The sequence below is a fragment of the Mesorhizobium sp. M6A.T.Cr.TU.014.01.1.1 genome (genome assembly GCF_004022765.1).
In the GTDB taxonomy this organism is placed as follows: domain Bacteria; phylum Pseudomonadota; class Alphaproteobacteria; order Rhizobiales; family Rhizobiaceae; genus Mesorhizobium; species Mesorhizobium mediterraneum.
In genome coordinates this window covers 61,082-87,198 of the sequence record NZ_RZPG01000014.1, presented here as the reverse complement: position 1 = coordinate 87,198, position 26,117 = coordinate 61,082, and the positions used below count along the sequence as shown (strand labels likewise).

At 60.6% G+C, this 26,117-nt stretch carries 20 protein-coding genes and 2 pseudogenes; 13 read left to right on the top strand and 9 right to left on the bottom strand.

The window, feature by feature from the left end:
* Nucleotides 1-391 precede the first annotated feature (391 nt).
* Nucleotides 392-1,363: pseudogene (locus tag EN885_RS17345) on the bottom strand (cation:dicarboxylase symporter family transporter); the annotation flags it as partial.
* Between the two features lie 716 nt (nucleotides 1,364-2,079).
* Between EN885_RS17345 and EN885_RS17340 the strand changes: the two are divergent.
* The gene (locus EN885_RS17340; RefSeq protein WP_029354905.1) at nucleotides 2,080-2,469 is read left to right on the top strand and encodes a hypothetical protein; all 390 of its coding nucleotides are present in this window, start codon (nucleotides 2,080-2,082) and stop codon (nucleotides 2,467-2,469) included.
* A gap of 488 nt (nucleotides 2,470-2,957) precedes the next feature.
* On the opposite strand, the gene EN885_RS17330 is transcribed toward EN885_RS17340, so the two are convergent.
* Nucleotides 2,958-3,869: a Crp/Fnr family transcriptional regulator gene (locus tag EN885_RS17330; RefSeq protein WP_348631643.1), complete on the bottom strand. Its 912-nt coding sequence runs from the start codon at nucleotides 3,867-3,869 to the stop codon at nucleotides 2,958-2,960.
* A gap of 329 nt (nucleotides 3,870-4,198) precedes the next feature.
* Here EN885_RS17330 and EN885_RS34280 point away from each other — a divergent pair, with 329 nt between their 5' ends.
* A complete protein-coding gene (locus tag EN885_RS34280) occupies nucleotides 4,199-4,432 on the top strand; it encodes a DUF6074 family protein (RefSeq protein WP_245461389.1) in 234 nt (77 codons plus the stop codon).
* 378 nt (nucleotides 4,433-4,810) lie between these two features.
* Here EN885_RS34280 and EN885_RS17320 read toward each other — a convergent pair whose 3' ends face one another.
* From EN885_RS17320 to panB, 4 genes are all read right to left on the bottom strand, one after another.
* On the bottom strand, nucleotides 4,811-5,443 hold the full coding sequence (locus EN885_RS17320) for an acyl-homoserine-lactone synthase (protein WP_095486082.1): 633 nt from the start codon (nucleotides 5,441-5,443) through the stop codon (nucleotides 4,811-4,813).
* Between the two features lie 92 nt (nucleotides 5,444-5,535).
* The gene (locus tag EN885_RS17315) at nucleotides 5,536-6,255 is read right to left on the bottom strand and encodes a LuxR family transcriptional regulator (RefSeq protein WP_128242911.1); all 720 of its coding nucleotides are present in this window, start codon (nucleotides 6,253-6,255) and stop codon (nucleotides 5,536-5,538) included.
* A 99-nt stretch (nucleotides 6,256-6,354) separates the two neighbouring features.
* On the bottom strand, nucleotides 6,355-7,263 hold the full coding sequence (gene panC / locus EN885_RS17310) for a pantoate--beta-alanine ligase (protein WP_127204250.1): 909 nt from the start codon (nucleotides 7,261-7,263) through the stop codon (nucleotides 6,355-6,357).
* A complete protein-coding gene (gene panB / locus EN885_RS17305; RefSeq protein WP_127204249.1) occupies nucleotides 7,260-8,096 on the bottom strand; it encodes a 3-methyl-2-oxobutanoate hydroxymethyltransferase in 837 nt (278 codons plus the stop codon). Before panB ends, panC begins: the two co-directional genes overlap by 4 nt.
* 172 nt (nucleotides 8,097-8,268) lie before the next feature.
* On the opposite strand from panB, the gene EN885_RS17300 reads away from it, so the two are divergent.
* The 10 genes from EN885_RS17300 (at nucleotide 8,269) to EN885_RS17255 (ending at nucleotide 19,694) form a co-directional block, all read left to right on the top strand.
* Entirely contained in the window at nucleotides 8,269-9,231 is a 963-nt protein-coding gene (locus tag EN885_RS17300) for a membrane protein (protein WP_024505567.1), read from the top strand.
* Nucleotides 9,232-9,293: 62 nt separating this feature from the next.
* On the top strand, nucleotides 9,294-10,268 hold the full coding sequence (gene nadA / locus EN885_RS17295; RefSeq protein WP_126057765.1) for a quinolinate synthase NadA: 975 nt from the start codon (nucleotides 9,294-9,296) through the stop codon (nucleotides 10,266-10,268).
* The gene (locus EN885_RS17290; RefSeq protein WP_128242912.1) at nucleotides 10,265-11,806 is read left to right on the top strand and encodes an L-aspartate oxidase; all 1,542 of its coding nucleotides are present in this window, start codon (nucleotides 10,265-10,267) and stop codon (nucleotides 11,804-11,806) included. Before nadA ends, EN885_RS17290 begins: the two co-directional genes overlap by 4 nt.
* A gap of 1 nt (nucleotide 11,807) precedes the next feature.
* On the top strand, nucleotides 11,808-12,689 hold the full coding sequence (gene nadC, locus EN885_RS17285; RefSeq protein WP_185928335.1) for a carboxylating nicotinate-nucleotide diphosphorylase: 882 nt from the start codon (nucleotides 11,808-11,810) through the stop codon (nucleotides 12,687-12,689).
* 207 nt (nucleotides 12,690-12,896) lie between these two features.
* Nucleotides 12,897-13,865, top strand: a complete 969-nt coding sequence (bioB, locus tag EN885_RS17280; RefSeq protein WP_245461392.1) for a biotin synthase BioB — start codon at nucleotides 12,897-12,899, stop codon at nucleotides 13,863-13,865.
* On the top strand, nucleotides 13,862-15,001 hold the full coding sequence (locus EN885_RS17275) for an 8-amino-7-oxononanoate synthase (protein WP_127204246.1): 1,140 nt from the start codon (nucleotides 13,862-13,864) through the stop codon (nucleotides 14,999-15,001). Before bioB ends, EN885_RS17275 begins: the two co-directional genes overlap by 4 nt.
* The gene (gene bioD / locus EN885_RS17270) at nucleotides 14,998-15,633 is read left to right on the top strand and encodes a dethiobiotin synthase (protein WP_029354884.1); all 636 of its coding nucleotides are present in this window, start codon (nucleotides 14,998-15,000) and stop codon (nucleotides 15,631-15,633) included. The genes EN885_RS17275 and bioD overlap by 4 nt, the downstream gene beginning before the upstream one ends.
* Nucleotides 15,633-16,898, top strand: coding sequence for an adenosylmethionine--8-amino-7-oxononanoate transaminase (locus EN885_RS17265; RefSeq protein ID WP_128242913.1), 1,266 nt, complete (start codon nucleotides 15,633-15,635; stop codon nucleotides 16,896-16,898). The genes bioD and EN885_RS17265 overlap by 1 nt, the downstream gene beginning before the upstream one ends.
* The gene (locus tag EN885_RS17260; RefSeq protein WP_127204244.1) at nucleotides 16,895-17,878 is read left to right on the top strand and encodes a beta-ketoacyl-ACP synthase III; all 984 of its coding nucleotides are present in this window, start codon (nucleotides 16,895-16,897) and stop codon (nucleotides 17,876-17,878) included. The genes EN885_RS17265 and EN885_RS17260 overlap by 4 nt, the downstream gene beginning before the upstream one ends.
* A gap of 172 nt (nucleotides 17,879-18,050) precedes the next feature.
* The gene (locus tag EN885_RS17255) at nucleotides 18,051-19,694 is read left to right on the top strand and encodes an MFS transporter (RefSeq protein WP_029354881.1); all 1,644 of its coding nucleotides are present in this window, start codon (nucleotides 18,051-18,053) and stop codon (nucleotides 19,692-19,694) included.
* Between the two features lie 243 nt (nucleotides 19,695-19,937).
* Here EN885_RS17255 and hemN read toward each other — a convergent pair.
* Nucleotides 19,938-21,054 (bottom strand): annotated as a pseudogene (gene hemN, locus EN885_RS17250) (oxygen-independent coproporphyrinogen III oxidase); the annotation flags it as partial.
* Between the two features lie 504 nt (nucleotides 21,055-21,558).
* On the bottom strand, nucleotides 21,559-21,915 hold the full coding sequence (locus EN885_RS17245; RefSeq protein WP_091595902.1) for a hypothetical protein: 357 nt from the start codon (nucleotides 21,913-21,915) through the stop codon (nucleotides 21,559-21,561).
* Between the two features lie 682 nt (nucleotides 21,916-22,597).
* On the opposite strand from EN885_RS17245, the gene EN885_RS17240 reads away from it, so the two are divergent.
* The gene (locus EN885_RS17240) at nucleotides 22,598-23,737 is read left to right on the top strand and encodes a porin (protein WP_128242915.1); all 1,140 of its coding nucleotides are present in this window, start codon (nucleotides 22,598-22,600) and stop codon (nucleotides 23,735-23,737) included.
* A 489-nt stretch (nucleotides 23,738-24,226) separates the two neighbouring features.
* Here EN885_RS17240 and EN885_RS17235 read toward each other — a convergent pair whose 3' ends face one another.
* Entirely contained in the window at nucleotides 24,227-26,098 is a 1,872-nt protein-coding gene (locus tag EN885_RS17235; RefSeq protein ID WP_128242916.1) for an acyltransferase family protein, read from the bottom strand.
* Between the last annotated feature and the right edge of the window lie 19 nt (nucleotides 26,099-26,117).

The following is a 26,117-nucleotide window of genomic DNA, read 5'->3' as shown; positions in this document are numbered from 1 at the left end:
CTTTCCCGCGGCGGGGGGGCGCTATTATGGCTCGCCAGCACGGAAAGCAGCACGGCGAGGAGAAAAAGGAGAACCGCGAGAGTGGTGGCCGTTGTCTTAGACATGAGGCTCCAATCCATGGACGGCGTGGCAGCAACGGCCCGCCTTTTCGGTGTAAAATGGGTCGCTTTTGATCGTGCCCCGCAGTTGCTACAGGCGCACAGGTGCGGGTGCGATCTGGCGGTTTCTCAAATACGGCTTTGCGCCATCGGGCCCACCCCAATAGCTGAGCGTCGTTCGCGCGGGGAACTGCGTTCACCACGCCGGGCGACTTGACCGTCCACCGCCAGAGCGCTGAACGGTCCGCTAGTGAGGCGCTCCCCGAATCGTCGTTTATCCCGCTCGCCCCAGACCGGGCGACAGCCAGCGTTGCCGCTACGCTGCGGAGAAATATCGTCAGCGCGTGGCATTCGGACATAAGCTGATCGACGCCAAGAATAAGACCCACGGAGGTGACCGGTGCGGCCGGAACAAGAAAGAGCGTTGCAGCCATTGTGACGAGGCCTGCACCGGTAATGCGGGTTGTTCCGTTCGAAGGGAACAATGCGACGAACAGCATGAGGATCCGGCAGCCGATCGGCAGATCAGTTTTCGTCGTCTGGGCGATGAAGAGGGCGGCGAGCATCATATTCGTGCCGTCCAGATTGAATGGAATGAGACCCACGACCGAATGCGTGGCGCCGGCCTTTTCCATCTTCTCCATGAGCGAGGGCAGCGCGGCCTCCGAGGAGGACGTTGCGAGCAGCAGCTCGTCCTTGATGTATCGGACGAGAGAGAAGATCGAGCGGCCGTTGTAGCGGCAGACCGCGCCGAACAGGACCGAGAAGAACAGGACTTGCAGGATGTCGCCTTCCGCGAAGGCACTGGCAATCGTTGACGGGATGATGTTCATCAGGAAGCTGGTCACGGACTGCTCGTGAGCCGTGGCCACATAGCCCTTAACGGCTTGGACATCGAGCGAGGCCGGATCGATGTTGAGGCCGGCGCCAGGTTGAACGATATTCGCGACAATCAGTCCGACAACGAGTGCAAGTGTCGAGAAGGTGAGGAAATAAACCATCGCCTTGGCGGCAACTCGGCCGACCTTCTGCAGATCGCTCATGCCGGCAATGCCGGTCGCAATTGTCAGGAAGATGACAGGTGCGATAATCATCTTGACGACTTTGATGAAGGCATCGCCGAGCGGCTTCAGGCTCTGGCCGGTCTCCAAATGGAAATAGCCGATTGCAGCACCCAGGATTATGGCGGCAAGCACCTGCACGTAGGCCCGGGCAAAATGGCGCTTGCGGGCCGCTGCGTTCGCTATGGGGACTTGTGGAACCAACACCGTTTCTCTCTCCCTGACCGGATCGGGGTGGGGGCTCCTCCTTCTCCCATGCAGTGCTCCGGTCGAACGCTGCGCCCACTTCGGCGCAAGCGATGTGCCAAATAGCAAAGAGGGGAAAACGCGCAGGACCTCTCACGCAGTGCTTGTTCGCTCTCCCGCACTCGCGCTGCGGTTGCCAGTCAACTATGGAAGGGTCAGTTCTTGGGAATTCCAAAGGTCGCTCTTTGCTTCGGCGCAGCTTGGCTGGCTGGAAGGTTTCCTGTTTGCCTTGGGGTCTGGGACCTGCGTCCAGATGGTCAACATTTGCCTGCGCGCCGCACGGGGCTCCAAAGATTCAATCGAGGACGGGCCCTCTTCGAAAACGGGGGCAGCGTTGGTCAAGCCCTTCCACCCTGCTGTCCCACCAAGGGTGTTCAGAAGCTCAGTTCACGATCAAGCGATGGATCAGCTTCATCTGGCGTTTGCGCCATCGCGGCGGCGTTGCAAGGGGTCTGCCAAGGATGAGGAAGCCGCGAGGCAGGGCCCGAGACCTAGACTCCATCCTCATCAACAGCGCGCTCGGCTCGCGTTAGGAATGTTCGAACCGCAGCACGATCAGGTGGGCCACACCGTTGGTCGGAACCGGAACCCGACGAATGATCGTTCGTGACCGACATCTGTGAACAAGCAGTGTGTGTCATTGCAATCACCACCCATTGCGCGCAATTGCCCATATGGCCGTGAATGAACTGGATTTGGTGATTTTCCAGATGGCGGTGGAAAGCGTCCGCTTGCTCTCTTCAAGTTTTGATGAGAAGGCGGCTGAGATAGCCACGAGGAGCCGTGGTAGCCTTCTTTTCGACGTGCGGGTTGACGGTGACCTGGAGGTCCAGCGAGTCGCAGCCATTGGATATCCAGGCGACAAGATCGGTGTGGTGGCATTGGACCGAGAGGGCCTTGTTAGCTGCTGTTGCCTTGTCAATGGCACCTTCTCACCTTTCATTGCACCGTTGGAGAACTGGACCAGCATGCCCCTGTCCATGCAGGCCCAGATCGATGTCACAGGCTATGCGAGGCTCCTTCTGGCCGCCCTGCGAAATGCTGGACATATGCTGGGCAGGTAGCATCACCGATGATGTGTGTGATGAGATGGTGCAGACGGCTAGATGAGGCGATCGCTTGCCGGCAGCTTTGGCCGCCAAGCGATCGGTGAGTTCGCAATGCTGGACACGTCCTGTAGACTCTGCCAGTTAAGTTAGCGGACAACCATCTGACGAATGCCCGATCTGACAGTCTGGACGGCGCGGCATGCCCTCCTAGGAATGCAGCCGTGGTTCTACTCCCTCGGCTGTTTTTGCGTCGAAGGCGACGGGCACACCGTGAACGATGGACGTCGCCGCCACCAATTCCTCAACTCGCGATCGGTCGCTTTGCACGCCGGCATAAGCGTTCGAATGGCGCGGATCGCCTGGGCGGTGGAGAGGAACCGGGCCTTGCCTCTGGACAGAACATAGGCTTCGGCGGCTTTTTCACCCGCCTCCCTGAAACTCTGACTGACACGATCTAGGACGGGAGTTCGGCAGCCTTCAAGCCTATGTCCGATACCGGACAATCAGGCAGCGGTGGCCAGGCCGAAATAACGTTGCTCCTCCTCGCCGTAAGCGCCATGCGTGAGTTCCATCAATCCGACGCGGTCGATAATCGTGACCTCGCCGCGCTTGGCACGGACAAGTCCTCGATATTCAAGCATTTCCAGGGCCGTGGTGACCCCGGGACGGCGGGCGCCGAGCATGGTCGCCAGAAATTCATGCGTCAGGTAGATCTTGTCTCCGTCAGAGCGGTCATGGATCATCAGCAACCAGCGGGCCAGCCGTTCCTCGATTTTGGAGTGGCCATTGACCAGTGCCGTCCGGGACGACTGGACAAGGAACGCGTGGGCATAGTCCAGCACTGACGTGCGCAGCGACGGGCTTTCCGCAACCGCAGGACGAAGGATTTCAACCGGCAGGCGCCAGCCATTGCCTGCGGCCTGGATATAGGTGTCGTTGGAAGAGCTGTCCTGTCCGAGAATGACGGCAATTCCTGTCATCCCGTCATATCCGATAATGCCGACTTCACATTGCCGTCCGCCGGTCATGGTGGCGACCACCGAGGCGACGCCCCTCTCGGGAAAATATCCATTCCTGATCGGCTGATGCGCGATCTCCAACTGAGCCTTGATGTCCAGTTCGACGCGATGCAGCGAAGGTCGCAACAGCGCGAAGTCCTCCGGCGAAAGGGATTTCAGCACCCGGTTGCGAAAAAGGGATTCGGGCAAGGCTCTCTCCCATGCGGGCAAGAGCGCGTACCTCTTACTGTCGGCTGCATCCGAAGTAACTGACGGCCGATGCCAAAGCATAGGCTTCGAAACGCGCGATTGCAAAGCCCTATCGGGGCAGTGCAGCCATGCTAGAAGTCGCGCGGCCTTACGATAGGCGCGGATGACATGATTCCCTTCTGCGGCCACCAAGAACGGCTCGGGCACGCTTTAATCGTTCATACACAAGCTCGCAGGAATGTAAGCGGCGGAACAATCGGGTGATTCGTACCGCCCTGCCCTTTCAGAAATCAAGTCATTGGACGTCAATTCGGGCTGGAACGCCTCGTCGCGGAACGGCACAGGAAACGCAGCCGGATCAGCAATGGTGGTTCACCGTATCTGCGGTCGGATGTGCGGTCCGGCGGCTCATCGCCCAATGGCTTGTCGACGGGGAAGTGGAACTCGTCATGTCGCCGCGAACCGTCACCGCGCTAGCGGGGCGCTTTTGAAGACGCCGGTGTTTTCTTTGTGGAACTGAAACTGGGAGGTGATTGATGCATGACTCAAACTTTTGGGTATTTCCGCTGGATCGGCGACGCACATTGGTCGAAAGTATCGCCCAGGCCCTCGAGACCAAGAAGGGCGAGGCGGCGAGTGCGTTCTGGCGCTGTGCTGCCAAGAAAATGCTCATTCAATTGTCCGATGTAGGAATTGCGCAGAGTTCGCTGCGCAGGAGGTTGGAAGCCTTCTTCATGCGGTCTTGGACGATATGGCCAACCGAACGGTAATGCACATAGCATAGGCTTGGGCGCTGTTGGATCGCGCGTCAGCTCGGGTCCTTATCGGGGGACTGCTCCGACTGGCCGACGGTCCGGCCAAACCGGCATACCGGCAAAGGTTTGAGGTTGGGATCGCTCACGGCGGCCGGTCCAATATTCCAAGGCGACCTCAGAAGCCACATTGGCTTCTTTCCAAGCGGACGGGCGCCATTTTGGCGTGCTCACGCTGGACTGCGGGTTGCGCCTACGGAAATCCGAAGTCCGGCCGCGCGAGTCGATCGACCGGAACAGTCGAATGCTCGTGGGGCCGGGTCCCCTCAGCTTGACGGCGGGCGGTGGCGGCCGTGAGCAGACTTAACCCAGGTCACGGCTGAGCATCCGCAGGCGCTATGCCGATTGGATGAGAACTGGTTGCCACAACACCGGCCCGTTCAGGCGTCCCCTCCAGCGGATGCGCAAGAGACTGGCGTAGGAAATCTCGAGGAAGCCGGCGACTGCCTCGGTGTTGCCGACCTGCTGGGGCTGTCCGATACGTGACAACGGCCAGGTCGCGAGACGAAGGATCCTTTCGATGCGCGTATCTGTCACCGTTACGATCCCGGAGAGATTGTTGGCCAAGCCGAATTCGATGATGCCCGCGAAGAGCTCGTAGGTTGCTTGTGCCAGGCCGCCAGCAGCCTTCGGCGCTGTCGCAGGGAGATCGAGCGCGAAACGACTACTCTCCCAGATATCGGCACTCGCAGGGACCACCATCTCATCCAGCAGCGCCGGAAACGTATCGCGCAACATAGTCGGTCCGGTGGTCGGCAAAAGGCGGACGCAGCCGCAAGTTCGCCAATCGGACCCCTTGAGAAGTAGGTAGACGGGGTTCAGGCTGTCAAACGGGTCCGTTTCCATTTCGCCTTCGGTCTGCACTTCCCAATCGAGCCGCTTCTTGAAAACCCGATACCTAAGCCCGTGCATTTCCCTGAGTTCGCTCGCGAACTCGGCGTAGCAGTCGGGTGTTATCAGCTGCATCATTGTCGTCTCCGTGCGGGATGTGTCCACGCAATCGAAGGGCAAAGCCGTCATGAATGCAGCCTGTAGACCTTTACAGCTAGCCTTGGAGAGGATCAGGATCTCGCCCGAGCAGCCATCCGCACTATGGCCTGGTTGATGGTTCGCACGCCAAGCTTCGCCTTGGCGTTTTCCTGATGGAAGGTCACGGTGCGTTTCGAGACACCGAGAATCTGGCTGATATCCCAGGCCGACTTGCCGCACGCCGCCCATTTCAGGCACTCGAACTCCCGCGGGGTGAGCGTTATGCCATCTACCACGCAATCTTCGGCGAGCCTGCGCCGGGCATGGATATGAACGTTGATCGCAACCAACTGCATTGCTTTTTCGTAGCGCGTCAGCGACCTCAAAAGTGGCGGATGCGCCTCGTTGGAGGCGAAGGTCAGTGCGGCGAACCGGCCGCGAGCATCATGCATCGACATGGTCAGTCCGCCGCGAATGCCGAACTCAGCTGCTTTTTCCAGGACTTCCTGCTGCGAGGTCGGCAAATAACGGTGATCGCGGTCCACACCCCAGTCGAAGGTATCCCAGCCTCGCAGTCCCCGCAGGATCACGGGATCCACGCTGTGGTAGCGCAGTTGCAGGTAATGTGATGTCCATGATGATGGATAATTCGAGATCAATCGCGGCGTGTCGCCGGAAGCGGATGGGTAGGTGAAATAAGCGAAGAACGGAAAGTCGAATCCGGCTGCGGCGGACGCCATTGCCTCATGGAGATCGACGGCATCGACGCTTGCAGAGAGTTGCTCGACCAAGGTTTCAAATACGCGATGCATCTGCGCTTTGCGTACCTCGCGGAGGTTGCTGGAAGCCGGGCGGAGACGTGGTTCTAAATGATGGCCTGTCCCTGCAGGGCGTACGACGCGCCGCCGTCATCACCGCAATTGCTGTGCTGCTTCCGATTGGAGAGAGCTCCGCGCACCTGACCAACTACCGATGGGTGATATTGCGACGTTATCGATGAGCCGCGTGTCGCCAAGCCAAGCCGCAGCAAGCAAGCGTGCCGGTCGGTCAAGGCTTGCTAACGATTGCAGGTCTGTTTCTCCGCGAAGCTCCAGGTATTCGAGCTCGCGATAGCCGGCAGCCAGAATTGTTGCACGCGCTTCATCAAGCGTAGGCAGGATGGGAGAGCCGCGTGCAAGCCGCTCGGCCGTATCGAGCAGGACCGATGCTAGTTTTGGGGCAATGGCGCGTTGGGCTGGGGAGAGCCGCACGTTACGCGACGATAGCGCAAGACCATCGGCTTCGCGGACTGTCGGACAGGGCACAATAGTGATCGGAATGTCGAGGTCCCGGACCAAGCGCCTGACAAGCTGAAGTTGCTGAAAATCCTTTTCGCCAAAAAAGGCGAAGTCAGCGCCGGCCTGCAGGAAGAGCTTGGCCACGACCGTCGCCACGCCATTGAAATGGCCGGGCCGGAATGCGCCGCACAGGCATTCGCTGATGCCGGACACTGAAACGACCGTGGCGAAGCCCGCCGGGTACATTTCCTCTGCGTCCGGCACATAGAGCAGATGCGTGCCCAGCGGCGCGAGCTTGGCAGCATCTTCGCTTTCCGTCCGAGGATAGGCAATCAGGTCGGCGGGGCTGTTGAACTGCTTGGGGTTTACGAACAGCGTCACGATCACCCGCTCGGCCCTTTCAAGCGCCTTCCGCACAAGGCTCAGATGCCCGTCGTGCAAGGCTCCCATGGTCGGCACAGTACCGATCGTGGCACCCGAGCGACGCCATTGCGCAACGACGGCGCGCAGCTCGCTCACGGTTCGAGCGATCGGCACGCTCATGTGAAGTCTCCGGCCTTCAAGGCGTTGACATAGAGATGTTCGACCGCCGGAAAGTGCCGGTTCCGCACATCGGTGGCGTAAGCGGCGATTGCCGCCTCAGCCTGCTCACCGAGCTCGGCATAGCGTTTGACGAACTTCGGCCGAAATGATGTGAAGAGCCCGAGCATATCGTCGCTCACCAGAATCTGGCCGTCGCAAGATGGCGAGGCACCGATGCCGATGGTGGGTATGTCGATATCGGCGGTTATCTGCCGTGCAAGCTGCTCCGGTATCTTTTCGAGCACCAAGGAGAAGGCGCCCGCCTCGGTTACCGCCCTGGCGTCGCGCCTGATCCGCTCTGCATCGGCTCCCCGGCCCTGCACACGATAGCCTCCGAACGTGTTTACCGCCTGCGGCGTCAGCCCCACATGGGCCATGACAGGTACGCCGCGCGCGGTAAGGAAGCGGATGGTTTCCGCGATGGTCTCGCCGCCCTCGAGCTTCACCGCTGAACAACCGGTCTCACCCATCACCCGCGCAGCGTTGCCGAAAGCGTGCTCTGGGCTTTCCTCGTAGGAACCGAAGGGCAGGTCGACGACCATCAGTGCGTGTTCAAGGCCGCGGCGAACGGCCTGTCCGTGCATGATCATCATGTCGAGCGTGACGCCCAGCGTCGACGACAGGCCGTGCAGCACCATGCCGACGCTGTCGCCGACAAGAACGATGTCGCAGTGGCGATCGAGTAGCCTCGCGACCGGCGTGGTGTAGGCCGTCAAGCATACAAGTGGCGTCTGGCCTTTTCGCAATCGAATATCTGGAGGGGTAATCCCTTTTATCTCACCAGCCGCGCTCAACCGACGCCCCCTTCCCTTACGTTACCAACAGCGGGTGTCGCGTTTGGCATATTTTTGTGCGACTGCGAAGAGCTAAAAACAGCGCTTGAGTACTACGGTGTTGACGTGCTGGCTGCCAAGGTTACATTCAATCGATTAAGGCGCTCCGTTGGGCCAACCCACTTTCGCAAACATGGATCCTCAGACAAGAAGAACCAAGAAAGGCAAAGCCGCCGTCAAAGCTGACGAAGCCAAAGTGGACCTGACTGCCGTCGTGGTCGCCGTAAACGACAGTGAGCCCTGTGTCCTCACCGTCGGTCATGCGGACACCCTCCCTTCTGGACCTTTTGCGCTTGAGCATCGATCGCTGCAGTCGGGTTTGAGGGGGTGGGTGGAGCAGCAGACCGGCCATGCACTGGGATACATCGAGCAACTCTACACCTTCGCCGATCGCGATCGCATCGGCACTGAGCGCCACCAGCGCGTCATCTCAATCAGCTATCTTGCATTGACCAGGAAGGAACAGGCAACGAACTCGGCCGCGTGCGGCTGGCAAAGTTGGTACGAATATTTTCCCTGGGAGGACCACCGCTTCGGCACGCCGCCTGTGCTGCTCGATAGATTGCGGCCCCGCCTGATTGAGTGGGCCGGCGGCGCCAGCGAGCCGACCACTCAACGCGAGCGCCGGCAGCGCGCTGCGATAGCCTTCGGCTTCGACGACCGCCATTGGAACGAGGAACTCACGCTCCAACGCTACGAGTTGCTCTATGAAGCTGCTCTGATTGAAGAGGCCGGTGGCGGCAGGGACGCGATTGCGGCCGCGGCTGGCAAACCAATGGTCGCTGACCACCGTCGTATTCTGGCAACCGGGATCGCGCGGCTGCGTTCGAAGATCAAATACCGGCCGGTCGTGTTCGAGCTTATGCGGCCTTCCTTCACGCTGCTGCAACTGCAGCGAACCGTGGAAGCTCTGGCTGGCAGGCTCATCAACAAGCCGAACTTCCGGAGATTGGTCGAGCAGCAGGAACTTGTTGAGGAGACTGGGGAGACCTCCCTCGACACGGGCGGCCGACCGGCGAAGCTTTATCGCTTCCGCCATGCCGTTCTCGACGACAGGGCTATCGCCGGGACAAAATTACCGCTGGCGCGGGCTTGACATACTTATAGTCAAGGTAGACATATTCCCTTATTGTCAAACCGAATATAATCGAGGCGCCAATGACTGGGGCGTTACCTATGGCTGCGTCCCTGTATGAGCGTGTCCGGCGGGTGATCCCTCCCGTTGAATGGCTCGCGTTCGCCGGCGATATTGAAGCCATCTTAGCGCTGAAGCGTGAGCGCAATGCGGTGGTGCTGGCGCACAATTACCAGACGCCCGAAATTTTTCATTGCGTGGCAGACATCGTCGGCGACAGCCTGGCGTTGGCCCACAAGGCGGTGACGGTCGACGCCGACATCATCGTGGTTGCCGGCGTTCATTTCATGGCCGAGACGGCAAAACTGCTCAATCCGAACAAGACCGTGCTCATCCCGGATCTCAGCGCCGGCTGCTCGCTGGCCGAATCGATCACGGCAGACGACGTGCGGTTAATGCGGCTGCGGTATCCGGGGGTCCCCGTTGTTACTTACGTCAACACTTCGGCCGCCGTAAAAGCGGAGTCCGACATCTGCTGCACGTCCGGCAACGCGAAGGCGGTGGTGGAATCGCTTGGCGTGGCGCGTGTGCTGATGCTGCCGGACGAATATCTGGCGAGGAACGTGGCAGCCGATACAGACGTCGAGATCATCGCCTGGAAAGGCCATTGCGAGGTGCATGAGCGCTTCACCGCAGCAGACATTCGGGAACTGCGCGATGCCCATCCAGGCGTCATCGTGCTGGCCCATCCAGAATGCCCACCAGACGTTGTCGCGGAGGCGGAGTTCTCCGGCTCGACCGCAGCGATGTCGGATTATGTCGAGCGGGAGAAACCGACGCGTGTCGTCCTTCTGACCGAATGTTCGATGAGCGACAACGTCGCGGTCGCGCATCCCGACGTCGAGTTCGTTCGCCCATGCAACCTGTGCCCGCACATGAAGCGCATCAACCTCGCCAACATTCGCGCCGCGCTCGAGCAGAACCGGCATGAGGTCCGGATTGATCCGGAAATTGCCGGCCCCGCCCGCCGCGCGGTCGAGCGCATGCTTTCCCTATGAGCCTGGAGGTTCGCGACATCGCCGGGGCGCCGGTCGTCATCGGCGGCGGCATTGCCGGCCTGATGACGGCGCTTCATCTGGCGCCGGAACCGGTCGTGCTTTTGACCAACGCGCCGCTTGGAACCGGAGCCTGCAGTGAGCTTGCCCAGGGCGGTCTTGCGGCAAGTCTCGGCGGCGACGACGGCCCGGATTTTCACCTTTGCGACACGATAGCTGCCGGCGACGGACTCTGCGACGAGGCCACGGTGCGGCGAGTGGTCCGAGCTGCACCCGAAGCGATTAGGACGATCCAAAGGTTCGGCGTCGCCTTCGACCAGCACCCTGACCGCGCGTTGCGACTTGGGCTCGAGGCGGCACACTCGCGACGGCGGATTGTGCATGCAGCTGGCGACGCCACCGGTCGCGAGTTGGTGCGCGTGCTCATCGCCGCGGTTCGGCGTACAGCCTCGATCACCACTATCGAAAATGTGGAGGTCCGCCGGCTGGTCGTGCAGGACGGGTCGGTCATCGCCGTGGTCGCCGCAGGACGAGCCGGCGCGCTCGCTCTGCCCACGCGTCGCGCGGTGCTGGCGACTGGCGGCGTCGGCGGGCTGTTTTGCGATACGACAAACCCCGCTGGCTCATGGGGTCACGGGCTGGCGCTCGCCGCATGGGCGGGGGCGGAACTCGCCGACTTGGAATTCATACAGTTCCATCCAACTGCGCTCGACGGTCCGCGCCGGCCGATGCCGCTGGTGAGCGAAGCCGTGCGTGGCGAAGGCGCGGTGCTCATCGATGAGCGAGGAGAGCGCTTCCTCGCTGACACACCTGGCGGTGAACTTGCGCCTCGCGACGTCGTCGCGCGCGCCATTTGGCACCAGCTTGCCGTTGGACGCCGCGTATTCCTGGATGCACGGCAAAGTCTCGGCCCGAGATTTAGCAAGCGTTTTCCAGGCATCGCCGAATTGTGCCGGAGCGCAGGGGTCGACCCCGCGACCGACCCGATCCCGGTGCGCCCGGCGGCACATTATCACATGGGCGGCGTCGCCGTAGACAGCGCCGGCCGCAGCTCCATCGAGGGATTGTGGGCCTGCGGTGAGGTCGCCTGTACCGGCCTGCACGGCGCCAACCGCCTGGCCAGCAACTCGCTCACCGAAGCGGCGGTCACCGCGAGCTGGGTTGCCGAAAGCGTTGCCGGCACGTCGTATACCCGGCGACCGCGCAGATGCTCCACATTCGTCCCTCCACGACCAGACGCTTCCGCGGTCCGCCCAATTGTCTCCGCCGCCCTGGGTATCATCCGCGACGGCGAGGCAATGCGCGAAGCGGTGGCGACCCTGCTGCCGATCGCAGCTGACAATGTCGCTGCCTCTGGCCCGGCTTTGGTCTCACTGATGATCGCCGTGGCGGCCCTGGGGCGGGAAGAGAGTCGAGGCGCGCACTGTCGGTCCGATTTCCCGCTCCACGATGCCGACGCGCGCCCATCACGGCTGACACTGCACAGCGCAATGCGGGCCGCGGCCGCACTCGATTGCCGGGCTACCATACGGAGCACCTGATATGATTTCATTCTCCCCCCTCCCCGCGACCCTAATCGAACCGATTGTGCGCGGTGCGCTCCTCGAAGACCTGGGCAGATGCGGCGACCTGACCAGCGATGCGGTTATCCCGCATGATTGCACTGCCACGTTGGTGCTCAAATCGAGGCAGGCGGGCGTCGTTGCCGGGCTCGATCTGGTCTCGTACGCCTTCCTGCTCGTGGAACCGGCGATCAACATCCAGATCTGGCGCCCTGATGGCAGCGATGTCGGGGCCGGGGAAACCATTGCAAAATTGTCCGGACCCGCGCGAGGCCTGCTCACGGCCGAACGCACTGCCCTCAATTTCTTATGCCGGCTGAGCGGCATTGCCACTGCCACAGCGGCGATGGTTGAGGCCGTGCGCGGTCACAAGGCGAGGATCGTATCGACGCGAAAGACGACGCCCGGCCTGCGGGTATTGGAAAAATACGCCGTGCGCGTCGGCGGCGGTGCCAATCACCGCTTCGGCCTCGATGACGGCGTGCTCATAAAGGACAACCACATCGCGATCGCCGGCGATATCCGCACAGCAATAGAGCGGGCGCGCGCCGCCGCAGGGCATATGGTGAAGGTCGAGGTTGAGGTCGACACGCTGAAGCAGCTCGATGCAGCGCTCGCGATTGGTGTTGACGCGGTGCTGCTCGACAATATGTCGGTCGAGGATCTTGCCCGCGCGGTTTCTATAGTGGGTGGCCGTACGATCACCGAGGCTTCCGGTCGGGTGACGCCGAAAACGGCGGCGGCGATTGCGGCGACCGGTGTCGATCTCATCTCCATGGGATGGCTGACGCACAGCGCCCCGATCCTCGACATCGGCCTGGACATGCCGGACCACCAGAACATCTGCAAGCATTTGAACTGAGGATTACGGCATGAGGAGCAACATCAGCTCGGCAGGCGTAGGAAGGCGGTGGGAAGACGTGCCGCAGCTCGCCTTTTAGCGAGTGCGCTCCAAAGCCAAGTCGGACCGGGCTTGCCGGTCGACAGACTCCTGAAGGCGTACCGGACTAGCAACAAAGGTTTGACGATGACGGTTGGAATGAACTCGGAGTTCGACGTGAACCAGACCATGCAATCGGTCGATGGAACGCCTCCGCGATGGAACCGCAAAGAGGCTGAGGCCATCTACGGCATGCCATTCAACGATCTGCTGTTCCTAGCTCAGACGATCCACCGCCAGAACTTCGATCGAAACCGAGTGCAGCTGTCGCGGCTCCTTAGCATCAAGACCGGCGGCTGCCCCGAAGATTGCGGCTATTGCAGCCAGTCTGCGCATTACGAAACCGGGGTGAAGGCGTCGAAGCTGATGAACGTCAAGCATGTCATCGACGAAGCGGCCAAGGCGCGTGATGGCGGCGCAACGCGCTATTGCATGGGCGCGGCGTGGCGAAGTCCCAAGGAGCGCGACATGGACGTCGTGGTCGCCATGATCGAGGGCGTCAAGGCGCTCGGCATGGAGACCTGCATGACACTCGGCACGCTCGATCTTGAGCAAGCTGCTCGCCTGAAGCAGGCCGGTCTCGACTACTATAACCACAACATCGATACCTCTGAGCGCTACTATGGCGAGGTTATTTCAACCAGGACTTTTGCCGACCGGCTGGAAACGCTTGGGCACGTGCGCGCGGTTGGGATGAAAGTCTGCTGCGGCGGCATCGTCGGGATGGGAGAAGAAAAGACCGATCGCATCGACATGCTGGTCACGCTCGCGAACCTGCCCGAGCCGCCGGAAAGCGTGCCGATCAACATGCTTATTCCCATCGAAGGCACGCCGCTTGCCGCGGCCGACGCCATCGATCCGATCGATTTCGTCCGCATCGTTGCGCTCGCGCGGGTGATGATGCCGAAATCCTGTGTAAGGCTGTCCGCCGGCAGGACGGCGATGAGCGACGAAACGCAGGCGTTGTGCTTCTTTGCCGGCGCTAACTCGATCTTTGTCGGCGACACGCTGCTGACGGCGGACAATCCCGGCGAGGACAAGGATAGCCTTCTGTTCCAGCGTCTCGGCATCGAGCCGATGGAACTCGCCACGCAATGAACGAGGCAATTCTTGCCCGCTATGACGCATCCTTGCGCGGACTGGCGCGCAAGGACCGGTTGCGGACGCTCGCACCGCGCGCCGGTCTCGACTTCTCGTCGAACGACTATCTCGGACTTGCCGCCTCCAAAAGACTTGGCGAAGCGGTTGCGGCGGCGATTGCGCGGGGCACGCCGGTTGGCGCCACCGGGTCGCGGCTGTTGCGCGGCAACGCACCGGAACATGAGCAACTGGAGGCGGACGCCGCGGCATTCTTCGGCGCCGACCGTGCGCTGTTCTTTGGCAGCGGCTACATCGCCAACTTCGCCCTGTTGACCGCGCTGCCGCAGAAAGGCGACCTGCTGGTCCTCGACGAACTCGCCCATGCCAGCATGCATGAGGGCGCGCAGGCCGGGCGCGCCGAGTTCAAGCTGGCCGCGCACAACGACGTCGACGCTGTCGAGGACGCAATCACCCGCTGGCGCGCTGAAGGCGGCATGGGGCGAGTGTGGATCGCCGTCGAAAGCCTTTACAGCATGGATGGCGACCGCGCGCCGATGGAGAGCCTGGTCGCGCTGGCTGATCGGTACCAGGCATTCATCGTCTTCGATGAAGCGCATGCCACCGGCGTCTGGGGACCGGACGGCCGGGGACTGGCCGCCGCGTGCCAAGGCCGCGACAACATCGTCACGCTCCACTCATGCGGCAAGGCGCTCGGCGCATCCGGTGCACTCGTCACCGGGCCGAGGACACTGTGCGATTATCTCGTCAACCGGTGCCGGCCGTTCATCTACGCCACCGCGCCCTCGCCGCTGATGGCGGCCGCGGCGCGCGAAGCGCTGACTATTCTGTCCGACGAGCCCATGCGCCGCGCTCAGCTGCAGGAACGCGTTGCCTGCGCCGGCCGCCAATTGGCCGAGCGCTGCGGCGTCGTACCCAGCGGCTCGCAGATCCAGCCATTTGTCATCGGCGACGTTGGGCGCACCATGGCGGTGGCGGCGGCCCTGCAGGCACGCGGCTTCGACATACGCGGCATACGTCCGCCGACGGTGCCCGAGGGCACATCGCGCCTGCGCATTTCGCTGACGCTCAACGTCGATGAGACCGACATTTCCGCCATGGTCGAGGCTCTCGTCGAGGTGTTGGCCACAGCATGACCAAACGCATCGTCGTCACCGGAACAGACACCGGAATTGGCAAGACAGTGTTTTCGGCCGGACTTGCCGGGCTGCTCGACGGCTTCTACTGGAAGCCGGTGCAATCGGGCCTCGACGAGGAGACTGACAGCGAGGTCGTCGCCCGGCTTTCCGGCTTGCCCGACGGACGCGTGCTGCCCGAAGTCTATCGACTGACGATGCCGCTGTCGCCGCATCGATCAGCCGAAATCGACGGCGTCGCGATCGAGGCCGACGATCTTTCATTTCCGGTCCTGCCGACACCGCTCGTCATCGAAGGCGCCGGCGGGCTGATGGTGCCGCTCAATCGACAGACAAGGTTCATTGACATATTCGAACAATGGCGGCTGCCGGTCATACTGTGCGCCCGCACCGCGCTCGGCACCATCAATCATACGCTGTTGTCGATCGAGGCCCTGAGAGCCCGCTCCATCCCGCTCATCGGCATTGCCTTCATGGGCGAAGAGGTGGCCGATACGCAAAGGACAATCGTGGAATTCGGCGGCGTGCCGCAGCTCGGCAGGCTGCCGCACCTCGGTCCGCTGACGGGCGAAACGTTGAGAGATGCAATGATTTCCGGCTTCGACCTGGCCATGATTGCCGGAGGCGACTGATGGCGCAGTCTCGAGTCTGGCATCCGTTCACGCAGCACGCGCTAGAGCCCTCGATCCCTGAAATCGTGCTGACTGAAGGCGCCTATCTCCACAAGGCCGACGGCTCCCGCATCCTGGATGCGATTTCTTCCTGGTGGGTCGTCACTCATGGCCACCGCCACCCCCGCATCATGAAGGCCATCGAGACGACCGCGTCGAGCCTCGACCAGATCATCTTCGCAGGCTTCACCCACGAGCCGGCCGAGCGCCTGGCCGAGGCGCTTGTCGGCCTCGCACCCGCCGGCCTTGACCGGGTGTTCTATTCCGACAGTGGCTCGACCTCAATCGAAGTCGCGCTGAAGATGGCGCTCGGCTATTTCCGCAACATCGGCGCGCCGCGTTCGCGCATCGTCGTCATGGAGCACAGCTATCATGGTGACACGATCGGGGCGATGAGCGTCGGCGCCCGTGGCGTGTTCAACGCCGCCTACGAGCCCTTGCTGTTCGAGGTCGACACCATCCCCTTCCCGGCCGCCGGGCGCGAGCAGGAAACGCTGGATCGGTTCGAGGCACTCTCCCGCGACCGGCGCGCCGCCGCGCTGATCGTCGAGCCGCTCGTGCTCGGCGCCGGCGGCATGCTCATGTATCCGGCCTGGGTTCTGACCGAATTGAAGAGGATCACTGAGGCCGCCGGCACGCTGCTGATCGCCGATGAAGTGATGACCGGCTGGGGGCGCACCGGAACCATGTTCGCCTGCGAACAGGCGTCCGTCTCGCCGGACATCCTGTGCACCTCGAAAGGTCTGACCGGTGGTACCATCCCGCTGGCCGCCACGATCGCCACCGATGCCATCTTCCAGGCTCACTATTCCGAGGATCGCAAGAAGACGTTTTTCCATTCGAGCTCCTACACCGCCAATCCGATTGCATGCGCGGCGGCACTTGCCAATGTCGAGATCTGGCACGACGAGCCGGTGGCCGAGCGGATCGCGGCCTCGAGCGCGATGCAGGCCGCTGGCCTCCAGCGCTTTCGCGACAACCCCCGCTTCACCGATTGCCGGGCAACCGGCACCATCACGGCACTCGACCTACGCACCGGCTCAGCCGGTTATCTGGCCGAGATCGGGCCAAAACTGCGCGCTTTTTTTCTTGAGCGCGGCCTGCTCGTGCGCCCGCTCGGCAATGTCCTGTACCTTCTGCCGCCCTATTGCATTACCGGCAACGAGTTGGATGGGCTCTATGACGCCATCGAGGAGGCCGGCGAACGCTTCGGCTCAAAGCCATGAGCCGATCATCGCGCATTCTCGGGTTTGGCCATCATGCGCCCGCGCGCAAGGTGGAGAATCCGGAAATCGAAGATCGTCTCGGGCTTGAACCCGGCTGGATCGAGCGGCGCACCGGGATACGGTCGCGCTTCTGGGCAGCGGACGAAGACACGCTGTCGGCCCTTGCCGCGCACGCCGGCGACATGGCGCTGACCAATGCCGGTATCGACCGCGGCGACATCGGCCTACTGTTGCTCGCTACCTCCACACCCGATCATCTTCTGCCGCCAAGCGCGCCCCTGGTCGCACATCGGCTGGGACTAGGTCGCGCCGGCGCGATCGACCTGACCGGCGCCTGCGCCGGCTTCATCTATGCGCTGATGTTCGCCGACGGGTTCACCCGCCTGCACGGCAAAGCGAGCCTTGTCATCGCCGCCAACATCCTCAGCCGCCGCATCAATTCGGCCGAGCGCGCCAGCGCCGTGCTGTTTGCCGATGCCGCCGGCGCCGTGGTGATCGGCCCGTGCGAAGACACTGACCGGGGCATTCTTGGTGCTTCGGTGGATTCCGACGGTTCGGGCTACGGGCTGATCCAGATTCCCGCCGGCGGAAGCAACACGCCGTTCCATGGCGAGCTCGACCTCGCGCAGACACGGATGACGATCACTGACGGCCGTGAAGTATTCAGCAAGGCCGTGGAGATGATGACCGCCTGCTCGAGAGATGCGCTCACTGCTGCCCGACTGAGGCCGCAAGACCTCGATCGTTTCGTGCCGCATCAGGCCAATGCTCGCATTTTCGACGCGGTCGGCAGGAACCTCGGCATCACAGATCACTCGATGGTCAAGACGATCGCCGAATATGGCAACTCTTCCGCCGCGACGATCCCGCTCTCATTGTCGCTCGCCCATCGGGCGCAGCCGTTTCGGCCTGGCGAGAAAGTCCTCTTGGCGGCAGCGGGTGCGGGTCTCAGCGGCGGCGCGCTTGTCGTGGGAATTTAGTAAAGCGACGCTTGCGCACAGGACTGCTCATGAATGAGACTATGAGAATGGCTCAATACGTAAATAGTCGCCGGCAAGCTCCATAGAGCTGGTTCCGTGCGGTGCTCCGCGATGTCTAAGTACCGAACCGCTTGCTCAAATCGCAGCGCTCATCGAAGGCCAGCAAAACCTCATGCAGAGCGAAAATCCTCAACCGCCCGTTTCAAAGACGCTCGCCCCATTTCGAAACAAGGTGTTTCGCTCAATTTGGACGGCCACCCAGATTTCCAGCCTGGGTTGGCTAGTGCAAACGGTCGCCATCAGTTGGCTTATGGCAACGATTTCTGCGTCCGACCTTATGGTTGCACTCGTCCAGGCCGCATCTACATTGCCGGTGTTCTTCCTCTCAGTTTTCGCCGGAGCCATTGCCGACAACTTCAGCCGCCGGTGGGTGATGTTTGCGGGACACTGCCTGATAGCATCGGCGTCGATGACGCTGATGATTTCTGTGGGTCTGGGATTTGTCAGTCCTTGGCTGATTCTCGGGTTAGGTTTCCTGGCCGGCTGCGGCTTTGCCTTGAATGATCCGGCCTGGCACGCTTCGGTCGGCGATATCCTTCACAAACGCGACATTCCGGCCGCAGTGACGCTTATGTCCGTCGGATACAACATTGTGCGCAGCGTTGGTCCGGCCTTAGGGGGCGTGATCCTGGCCGTCTTTGGGCCGCTGGCCGCTTTCGCCTTGGCTGCGGTGAGTGATCTGGCGCCTATAAGCGCGATATGGCGCACCAAATGGGAGGTCCGCTCTTCGCCTCTCCCTCGTGAGAGAATGACGACGGCAATTCATGACGGAGTGCGCTTTACGGCGATGTCTTTGGAGATCAGGGCAGCGACCGCCCGAGCAGCTCTTTTCGGATTGGCAAGCATCTCCATTCTGGCGTTGCTCCCTCTCGTCGTCCGGGATCAGTTGAAGAGTGGGCCAATTGTCTACGGTATCTTATTGGCCGGCTTCGGCATGGGTGCTTTCATCGCGGGCATGGGCAACGGCTTCTTGAGGAAGGTCACGTCTCAAAACAGGCTGGTGGCCTTCGCCTCTGTGGCTTGTGCAGTCTGTTGCCTCTCCCTTGCCCTGACATCGTCGGTTCCTGTGGCGGCCATTTCGCTGGCGCTCGGCGGAGCGGGTTGGCTTATCACCTGGACGGGCATTGACGTGTCGGTGCAGTTGGCAAGCCCAAGGTGGGTTGTAGGCCGCACGCTCTCCATTTACTACGCCTTGAGCGCAGGCGGTATGGCTGCTGGCAGCTGGATCTGGGGTTCTGTCGCGCAAAACTATTCCTTGACCTCAGCATTGGAGGGCGCCGCGGGCGCTCTGTTGCTGGTTGCAGCAGCGGGGATCGTGTTGCCGGTCCGTCCCTGGGAAGAAACGGATCAAGAAAGTTCAGTTTTTCATCCGCCGGACGTGGCTCTCGATCTGAAACCCAGAAGTGGCCCTATCGTGGCCAAGGTCGAGTATTTGATATCGGAGGAAAATATCGAGGCCTTTCTGGGCTACATGCGCACGCGGCGACACGTCCAGAGCCGTGCCGGTGCACGAAACTGGACGCTCCAGCGAAATCTGCAAACACCGTCACTTTGGACGGAGACATTCCGCACCCCCACCTGGATGGACTTTCTCCGCCTAAATCATCGACTCACCGCAGCAGATAAGGAAGTCGGCCAGCATCTCCTGTCACTGCATGAAGGAGAGGTGCCTCCGCAGACAGTGCTTTCGATTGAACGAACGACCGAGGCAATTCGTACCCGTACCTCGACAATCTTTTCTCGTCCTCCAAGATGACGCCGTCAAGCTGCTATCCAGGGACAGGGTGGATCACCGGTGCTTTGCAGAGCACAGCCTCACACCGAGAGCAGCGTGCTCCGAGTTGTGCGATCGAGCGCACCCAGGCGAGATGATGATGAACGCGGCGTCAAGTGGAAGTCCCCTGCATGCGCTTGCGGAGTCTTCTGCGAGAGCCCATGCCGACGAGCGCCAAACAAGGTCTGATGCCTTCGGAGTCGTGGCCTCAACTCATCGATTCGGTCGCTCGATGATTGCTGCGCGCACCCGGTCATCGTCGGTCAGACGGTGGCCCTTTGATGTCGCCAGACGTCCACTTGCGATGTGCCGGGCGTAAGAATCCCGTGTTACTTCGTTCTGAACGTACCCCTCGCCGACTCGGCCAATAGCCGACGCGCCGAAGCCGATCACGTTTTTGCAAGTATCGGCCGAGTATCCCAGCGAATTACGCCGCAGGCGCCCGGTCTTCTGCGCTAGCGCGAGTTCGTCGTCCGGCAGAGCGAAATGATCGAGCCCGATCTCCCGGTAGCCGGCGCCAACCAGTGTCTCGGCGACAGCTGCAGCCTGTTCGGCGCGAACATCGCCGTCCGGTAGACCTGCCTGCTCGATTAGGCGCTGATTCTTTATCACGGAAGGAATATGCGCGTAGCCGAACACCGCAAACCGGTTGGGGCGCATGGCGACCGCAGCCATCGCGGTCTGGATGCAGGACTGCACAGTCTGTTTCGGGAGACCGAAGATGAGATCGAAGTTGATATGGCCAACGCCATGCCGGCGGAGATTTTCGACGGCAGCGGCCGTCTGCACCTTACTCTGGATCCGATTGATCGCCTTTTGCACATCGGGATCAAAGCTCTGCACGCCGATGCTCGCGCGGTTGACACCGGTAGCTGCCAAGGCTTCGGCCATTTCCGGTGTGAACGTTCGGGGATCGATCTCCACGGCGATCGCAGCAGTTTTGCTGAAAGCGAAGTGGCGGCGTAGAAATTCCATCAGCGCCAAGTGCTCGGCTGGCCCGATAAGGTGAGGCGTTCCGCCGCCGAAATGCACATCGCTCACCGGCAGCCCTTGCCGCGCTTGCTCCGACACCAAACTGATCTCCTGACGCAGCACCGCCAAATAATTAAGGATCGGGCCGTTGCGACGCGTGACCGCGGTAGGGAAGCCGCAATACCAGCACATGGATCGGCAAAACGGAATGTGGAAATAGAGCGACACCGATTCGTCGGCCGGGAGGCCCCTCAGCCATTCCTCATAATCGTCAGCACCAACCGCCGCAGAGAAGTCTGGCACAGTCGGATAGATGGTATACCAAGGCGGCCGGGGGGTCCCGGTACTTTGTCAGGATTGAGGTGTGCAAGGAGCTGTCGTCCCACGTCGCTGATCCATCATTGTTTCGTTGCGCGCTCGTCCTGTCTCTGACCTAAGTCAGTGCGTCCCGCTTTCTCCGCGTTTTCAAGGCGGAGGCGGCGATGTCGCAGTCTCGGTTGGACAGGACGGTATCAACCACGCCGGGGAGTGCGCGTGCCATGGTTCCGCCTGAGGTGATGGTGCGGTGCCGCATTCAACGTTTGAGTACGTGACGCCAGTGCAGTGTACTTGAGGCGTCTGCGGAAGAACTTTGCAATGCGAAATTCATGTCCGACGCCAAACGTCGCAACGCACCTGTCAAGCCTCGTTCAGACGCCATCCAGGTCCAGCCAGCGGCCTTCCCTGCCGGCCGAAAAACCATACCGGCTTTAGCCACCGAGACGCTCTAAAGCTGACGTCCGCTCATTTGATGAAAGGAAGGCGCCGCTAGGGGGTGCACAAGGCTCCCCGGCTTGACGTCGCTTCGAGCGATGAGCGGCGGTGTGGCTTGTCGTCAAGCGCCGGGCAGCGTGCCCCCTACCGATATCCCGAAAAGATCGACCAAGATGGCCATCCCGACGCCACACGCGGTCTGGATGAGGCCGACCATGAAAATGCGATTGGCGCGTTCGTAGATGGGGCGGCGCAAGGAACTCATGTCGAGCAGCATGGACAGCGCTCTCATCTGCAGTGCGATGCCGAGCAGGATCGGCACTACGGCGAACAGATCGTAGAGTTGCCATGGCAAGGGGTTCGCCGCCCAATGAGTGAGGAAGCCGAGCGAAAAGGCAAGCAGGATACCCACGGCAGTGATTGTGCCGTTGCGGAAAATGGTCTCGATCAGTTCTTCCTTCGGATCGTGCTCGTCCAAGCGGCTTCCTTTCGTTGCTCTTTCCGTCGAGACTAAGTTCTCGAGAATGCTGTTCATCGCCAATTACTCGAGGCGAGCCGTAGGCAACCGTTTCAGGGTGCGCTCCCTTCTCGCTACCGGCCGCGCAATGTACCTGCACGGCGAACTTACAGCGGCGAAAAGGTGCTTCGGCCACCATGCGACACATCGGACGTGGACGCCCTCTGTTCCTGGCGCAGCCCTTGCGGACCGCACGCGCGCAGTAATCCTTCTCGGTAGCGCATGAAGCGGCCTCCGTTGCGGTCAGACGGGAAGCCCTCGCTGTTAAACGAGACTGTCACATATCGAACATGGCGAACCGTGTCGCACATTGCTTTTCGCAGTGACCCTCAAAAAAAGTGATTCCAGCGAGACGAAGGCGCGTCGGCCCAATTTTGGTGTCGGCCGCATCTACGCTTCAGGTTGGCATGTCGCTTGCTGCTCTATTCCGAGGCTGCAGCGGTCTGACCGGAGTGTTTCACATATAAACGATAATGAATTTCCTAGCAGAAAACACTATTCTAAGTACATGTGGCTTTTACGCTGGATAACCTCCCATGTCAAGCGGTTTTACGTCCACAAGTTGGAGACAACACGCACAAAATTTAGAGTAAAGCTTTCTCTTACGCCTCTATCCTTTTTATTCCTTCATGGAGATCTAGACATGTACATCAAGAATCGTCTTCTTGGCTTAACTGCTCTGATCGCCGCCTCCGTCGTTCGAGCAGCTGGCGCCGAGCGGGAACCGGCCGAGTACATCAAGATCTGCGACGTCCTCGGCTCGGGGTATTTCTATATTCCCAACACCGACACCTGCCTGCGCATCGGCGGCTATGTCCGTTATGATATCGGCCTGGGTGATGTCCGATCCTATGACAGCGCAAGAACCTCGGATGTGAGAACTGGCGAGGACCAAGGCACTTGGCGAAACAACACACGCTTCACGTTCAAAACTTGGAGCGGCCAGCAGACCGAGCTCGGCGCGTTGACGACCTATACCGAAACCCACGTGAATTTTGGCAATAGCGCTAACTCGCATGACAGTCCTCAGAACTATGATTTCAACAGCGGCCTCGCACTGGCTTCTGCCTGGGTCGAGCTGGGGGGCCTGCGAGTTGGCAAGGACGGGTCGGCCTTCGATACGTTTGTAAGCTACGCTGGCAACGTTCTCGATAGTATGCTCGTTCGGTCGGCCGGCTTCGACACCAATGTGGCTCAGTCCTACTTCGACGCCGGCAACGGCATTTCGACCGTGATTTCGCTCGAACAAGGATCGGGCTCAGCCGGTACTATCGACAGCTATATTCCGCACGTTGTCGCCGGCTTGAAATACACGCAAGGCTGGGGCTCGATCACCGGCGTCGCGGCTTATGACAGCAACTACGAAGCTTTGGCCGGCAAGATCCGTGTCGACGTCGCTGTCACAAACCAGCTGTCGCTGTTTGGACTGTTCGGCTACGGTTCCAATGGCAGTCTCAACGAGGACTCAAACGGCGCAATCGCCAATCATGTGCGCGGCTCGTACAACATCTGGAACGGCCAGTGGGCTTTCTGGGCGGGCACCACCTACGAGTTTGACGAGAAAACTTCGTTCAACTTTCAGGTCTCGAGTGATCAGCTCAAGAATTCTGGTTTGGCTGCAAACGTCGTCTATATGGTCGTTCCTGGCTTCACGGTCACAGCCGAGGTCGATTACGACCACTACGGCAACTTTGGCGTCGGCCCTGCCGACCCTACGACCGTCAAGGGCACGAGCAAGCCGAACAGCGTCGGCGGCATTCTCCGCTTCCAACGCTCATTTTGAAATCTCTCCAGCCGCGAGCATCTCTGGCAAAGGCACTTGCCTCGACAACGCACGCATAGAGAGCTTCTTTCGCCATCCTTGAAGTCTGCATCGACCGTCCACGGCCCATCGTACCAACTTGAGACTGAAAGGGGTGAGCCCTGTGTAATACAGCCTAGCCCTTGACCTGCCCAATGAACCGGCCAGGGGTGGTCAGTTCAAATTCGGGGCCGTTTAGAGGGCAGTGTGAGGCCGTGTCAGGTAAGTGCCACTGCAATGTCGGGACCGCGACACGCCTGTCGCTGTGGATGGCTGGAATTGCCCTTCGCGGCGCCATTCATTCTCTCAACATTTACGTGATAATGCACGCTTAGTCCGATCCGCGTGGCAGCACCCATCCTAGGTCGCTATCGGGTGGCCTTAAACCTGAACAGCTCCATCGTCGCGGCTGCTGCCGAAGCAGGAGCAATCACAGGGACCCGCACTGGTGCTTGTCAGCCGTCTGACCCGCTACTTCGTCTTAGGAAGAGCATTGTCTTTGCCAAAAGCCGGCCAGTATTTCGAGATTGCCAGTGTGGCGCCGGCTGAAGAGAAATGACCATAGTCGAAATACACAAACTCTCCTCTGTCGGAATAGGGGCAGCGTCCTGCGCTGCACAGGAATTTCAGCGGATCGATGAATGTGGCGCCTTTGGTAAATGAGCGCACACGTTCGTTGATGCCGGGGTCCATCGCCATCGGCCAGGACGTATCGTCCAGATTTTGGCGCTTGGCGAAGAACGCAATTTTCCGGACGTCAGTTGGGAACTGCGGAGACTGGCCGATGACAAACACGCGCACGCCCAGGGCACGAAGCGTATCGATTGTTTGCTGAAGACCGTCGAAGCCTCTGACCTCATAGTCACTCCATTTACCGCTGAGGATAACCGTCTTGATGTCCGCTTCCAAGATGATGTCCAAGGCCTTGCGATTGAACCGGACACAATCAAGACGAGCGTAAGAGTAGTAAGAGAGTATCGGCGGGCAGCCGGCGTACGTATATTCCACGATGTTCGCCTGCAACCGATTTATGTTAGCACCCAGGCCGGAAACATAGTGCGCGGCGAAGGAGTCGCCCCACAAAAAAACCGTTGTTGGAAAACCGCGAGTGCGCGTGCAATCCTCCATATTCCAGCTTTCGATCCGGCTGGTGCCCTCGTTGAAACAGATGCCATTCCTCCAGTCCCCGACGGAAATGCGCCGCTGGACATAGTCCGGAAACCGTTGCGGAAAGCCGTTGCCGAGCGCCCCCGCCGCTCCGCCGGCACAAAGAACAACGATCGCGAGCGCTGAAAAGGCGAAGATAGGCCCCGGGGCGGTGAAGGTCCTCTTCTGTCGAAACGGCTGCTCTACAAACTTCCAGGAGAATGCAGCCAATGCGAGGCTTGCCACCAACATCGCACCGGTCATCAACGGATCGAGTTTTTGGAACGAAAGATAATGCGCGAACGCATTGAGCGGCCAGTGAACAAGATACAACGAATACGAGATGAGCCCAATCCAGACCAGCGGCCGGACTTCGAGCATGCGGCTGGCGACCGTCGAGGGGGAATTTTGGCCAACATAGATCAGAAGGGCCGTTCCCATGCATGGATACAAGGCGTTGTAGCCTGGGAACGGATCACTCTCCGAAATCGCGAAGAACCCGATGGCGAGAAGGCCAAATCCGGCCAACCCCACCGACTCCATCAGGAATCGGTTGCCCAACGGCGGGGGGCGTTTGAGCATGAGCAGGGCGCCCAACATGAGTTCCCAGATTCGGGTCGGCAGCAGATAGAATCCGGCGGTGGGCGCCAGCGATGTCGCCATCACCGCCACTACGAAGCTGCAGAGAATTATCGGAAGAAGTGTCGTCAGCCAGCGCTTCCCGATGTAGCGATAGATTAGGAACATCAGGATTGGGGCGAAGATGTAGTACTGCTCCTCTACGGAAAGCGACCAGGTGTGCAACAGTGGTCGAAGCGCGGCATCGATCGAGAAGTAACTTGACGTTTTCCAGAAAAAAACGTTCGACCAGAAAGTCGAGGCAGCTATGATGCTAAGACTGAATTCGCGCAGATCCGATGGCAGAAGAATGAACAATGCCGCAATGCAGGTGAGAAGCATCACAAAGACGAGAGCCGGCAGAATGCGCCGGGCACGGCGCCAGTAGAAGTTGACGATCGAAAATTGGCCGCGTTCAAGGTCATCCAAGAGGCTTCCGCTGATTAGGTAGCCGGAGATGACGAAGAAGATATCGACCCCGCCAAAGCCACCCGGGATCGCCGAAATTCCGAAATGAAAGAGTACGACCGGAAGTACAGCAACAGCCCTAAGGCCCTCGATATCGCGCCTATATTGCATCCAGCGGTTCCTTTGATTT

Bases quoted from the DNA above. Each gene is read 5' to 3' on its own strand.
- EN885_RS17340 (WP_029354905.1), top strand. From the start codon at position 2,080: ATGGCCGTGAATGAACTGGATTTGGTGATTTTCCAGATGGCGGTGGAA.
- EN885_RS34280 (WP_245461389.1), top strand. From the start codon at position 4,199: ATGCATGACTCAAACTTTTGGGTATTTCCGCTGGATCGGCGACGCACA.
- EN885_RS17320 (WP_095486082.1), bottom strand. From the start codon at position 5,443: ATGATGCAGCTGATAACACCCGACTGCTACGCCGAGTTCGCGAGCGAA.
- EN885_RS17315 (WP_128242911.1), bottom strand. From the start codon at position 6,255: ATGCATCGCGTATTTGAAACCTTGGTCGAGCAACTCTCTGCAAGCGTC.
- panC (WP_127204250.1), bottom strand. From the start codon at position 7,263: ATGAGCGTGCCGATCGCTCGAACCGTGAGCGAGCTGCGCGCCGTCGTT.
- EN885_RS17300 (WP_024505567.1), top strand. From the start codon at position 8,269: ATGGATCCTCAGACAAGAAGAACCAAGAAAGGCAAAGCCGCCGTCAAA.
- nadA (WP_126057765.1), top strand. From the start codon at position 9,294: ATGACTGGGGCGTTACCTATGGCTGCGTCCCTGTATGAGCGTGTCCGG.
- EN885_RS17290 (WP_128242912.1), top strand. From the start codon at position 10,265: ATGAGCCTGGAGGTTCGCGACATCGCCGGGGCGCCGGTCGTCATCGGC.
- nadC (WP_185928335.1), top strand. From the start codon at position 11,808: ATGATTTCATTCTCCCCCCTCCCCGCGACCCTAATCGAACCGATTGTG.
- bioB (WP_245461392.1), top strand. From the start codon at position 12,897: ATGCAATCGGTCGATGGAACGCCTCCGCGATGGAACCGCAAAGAGGCT.
- EN885_RS17275 (WP_127204246.1), top strand. From the start codon at position 13,862: ATGAACGAGGCAATTCTTGCCCGCTATGACGCATCCTTGCGCGGACTG.
- bioD (WP_029354884.1), top strand. From the start codon at position 14,998: ATGACCAAACGCATCGTCGTCACCGGAACAGACACCGGAATTGGCAAG.
- EN885_RS17265 (WP_128242913.1), top strand. From the start codon at position 15,633: ATGGCGCAGTCTCGAGTCTGGCATCCGTTCACGCAGCACGCGCTAGAG.
- EN885_RS17260 (WP_127204244.1), top strand. From the start codon at position 16,895: ATGAGCCGATCATCGCGCATTCTCGGGTTTGGCCATCATGCGCCCGCG.
- EN885_RS17255 (WP_029354881.1), top strand. From the start codon at position 18,051: ATGCAGAGCGAAAATCCTCAACCGCCCGTTTCAAAGACGCTCGCCCCA.
- EN885_RS17240 (WP_128242915.1), top strand. From the start codon at position 22,598: ATGTACATCAAGAATCGTCTTCTTGGCTTAACTGCTCTGATCGCCGCC.
- EN885_RS17235 (WP_128242916.1), bottom strand. From the start codon at position 26,098: ATGCAATATAGGCGCGATATCGAGGGCCTTAGGGCTGTTGCTGTACTT.